This is a genomic window from Actinosynnema sp. (assembly GCF_052038725.1).
On sequence record NZ_JBQGCX010001430.1, the window covers coordinates 1 to 2207 of the forward strand.

Below are 2207 nucleotides of genomic sequence, written 5' to 3' on the forward strand. Positions count from 1 at the left end.
GTTCGTGGTCTCGCCCGCCGAGCCCCGGCCGTTCTACGTGGACTTCGACAGCCCGGTGTACGTGAACGTGCTGGCCAAGGCCGTGCGCAGGCTGGCGCGGCAGGACCCGGCGGCGCGGCTGGTGGTGTCGGAGATGCTGCCCAACCCGGAGCAGGCGTGGCTGACCGACGGCGAGGGCGCGAAGTACAGCTCGGAGCTGCGGTTCGTGGCCTTCGACCAGACGGGGCGGCAGTGATGGGCGCCGCGAGACCGGGCGGGCGGCCCGCCGTCGTCACCCCGGACGGGGTGCTCGCCCACCGGGAGCTGGGGGCGCGGGTGGAGCGGTTGGCCCGCGCGCTCGTGGCGGCCGGGGTGGGGCCGGAGGTGGTGTGCGCGATCGCGCTGGAGCGCGGGGTGGACGCGGTGGTCGCGATGGCGGCGGTGCTGCGGGCGCACGGCGCGTTCCTGACCGTGGACACCGACCTGCCCGCCAAGCGGGTCGCGGCGCTGCTGTCGGAGGCGCGGGTGCTGGTGTCCGCCTCGGGGGTGGCCGAGCGGTTCGCCGTGCCCGGCCCGACCGTGCTGGTGGACGCCCCGGACGTGCCGGGCGCGGCGCTGCCCGAGGGCGAGCCCGACCCCCGGTCGCTGGCGTACGTCAGCCACACCTCGGGGTCGACCGGCGTGCCGAACGCCGTGCTCGTCGAGCGCCGCTCGCTGCGCTCGTACCTGCGCTCGGCGGTGCGCGACAACGACCTCGGCCCGGACACCGTCGTGCTGCAACTGGCGCCGATGGGCTACGACGCGTCGATCCGCGACACGCTCGCCCCGCTGCTGGCGGGCGGCAGCGTGGTGGTGCTGCCCCGGTCGGCGCTGCTGCGGCCCGAGGAGCTGTTCGCGGCCGTGCGGGCGCACGGGGTGAACGCGGTGCTGAGCACCACCCCGTCGTTCCTGACCTTCCTGTCCCGCCAGGCGGGCGCCGCCGAGGCGTTGCGGGGCGTGCGGTTGGTGGCGACGAGCGGTGAGTCGCTGCGCCCCTTCCTGGCGGCGGGCGGTCGGGCGCTGCTGCCGGGCAGGCTGGTCAACCAGTACGGCCCGACCGAGTGCACCATGACCTCCACCCGCCACGAGGTCCCCGCGGCGCCGGAGGACGCCGACCTGGTCGGGCGGCCGATCGAAGGCGTGGTCGTGCGGCTGCTGGACCGCGCGCTGCGGGAGGTCCCGGACGGCGCGGTCGGCGAGGTGCACCTCGGCGGGATCGGGGTGGCGCGCGGCTACGCGGGCAGGCCGGGGGGGACGGCGGAGCGGTTCGTCCCCGACCCGCTCGGCGGGCCGGGCGAGCGCCTGTACCGCACCGGCGACCTGGCGCGGCGGCGACCGGACGGCGCGCTGGAGTACCTGGGCAGGGACGACCGGCAGATCAAGGTGCGCGGCCACCGGGTCGACCCGGCGGAGGTGGAGGCGGTGCTGCTGGCGCACCCGTCGATCACCGGCGCGGCGGTCACCCCGGCCACCGACGCCCAGCAGCGCACCTACCTGGTGGCGCACGTGACGGGCGAGGTGGCGGGCCTGCGGGACGCGGCGCTGCGCGCCCACCTGGCCGACGCGCTGCCCCCGCACCTGATGCCCAGGCGCTTCACCCGCCTTGACCACTTCCCGACCACGCGCAGCGGCAAGGTCGACCGCGCGGCGCTCGCGGCGGGTGCCCGGTGAACCGGCTCGCGGCCTGGTCGGTCCGGGCGAACGCGGCGAGCACGGCGGGCACGGCGGGCACGGCGGGCGCTCGGGATCGGGCCACCCCGCCGGAGTTGCCGGACCGGGCCGAACCGGCGGAACGGGCCATCCCACCGCACCTCGCCACCACTCCCGGTCAGACCACCGCGCTCAGTCAGGTCAGCGCGCCTGGTCAGACCACCGCGCTCGGTCAGACCACCGCACTCGGTCAGACCACCGCGCAGGGGCAGTCCGCTCCGCCCGGCCGGGCCACCGCGCTCGGTGCGGCGACCACGTCGGGTCGGCTCGCCCCGCTGGGCCACGCCGACGTGCCGCCCACCCCACCGTCCCCCGCCACCACCTCCCCCTCCCGCGCCGACGTCCTGGCCGCCGCCCTCCGCCTGGAGGGGCACGTGCTGCGCACCCCCCTGCTGGCGCTGGAGTCGCTGCCGGGGGTGCTGCTCAAGGCCGAGCACGCCCAGCGCGCCGGGTCGTTCAAGATCCGGGGCGCGGCGAAC

Annotated in this window: 2 protein-coding genes and 1 pseudogene; all 3 read left to right on the plus strand. The window is 77.4% G+C overall.

What is annotated here, in order from left to right:
* The coding region (locus ACTUAL_RS30225; protein ID WP_440902621.1) for a hypothetical protein at positions 1–235 on the plus strand (235 nt) is incomplete at its 5' end.
* Positions 235–1689: an amino acid adenylation domain-containing protein gene (locus ACTUAL_RS30230; protein ID WP_440902622.1), complete on the plus strand. Its 1455-nt coding sequence runs from the start codon at positions 235–237 to the stop codon at positions 1687–1689. The genes ACTUAL_RS30225 and ACTUAL_RS30230, both read left to right, overlap by 1 nt.
* Positions 1686–2207 (plus strand): annotated as a pseudogene (locus tag ACTUAL_RS30235) (hypothetical protein); the annotation flags it as partial. The gene ACTUAL_RS30230 and the pseudogene ACTUAL_RS30235, both read left to right, overlap by 4 nt.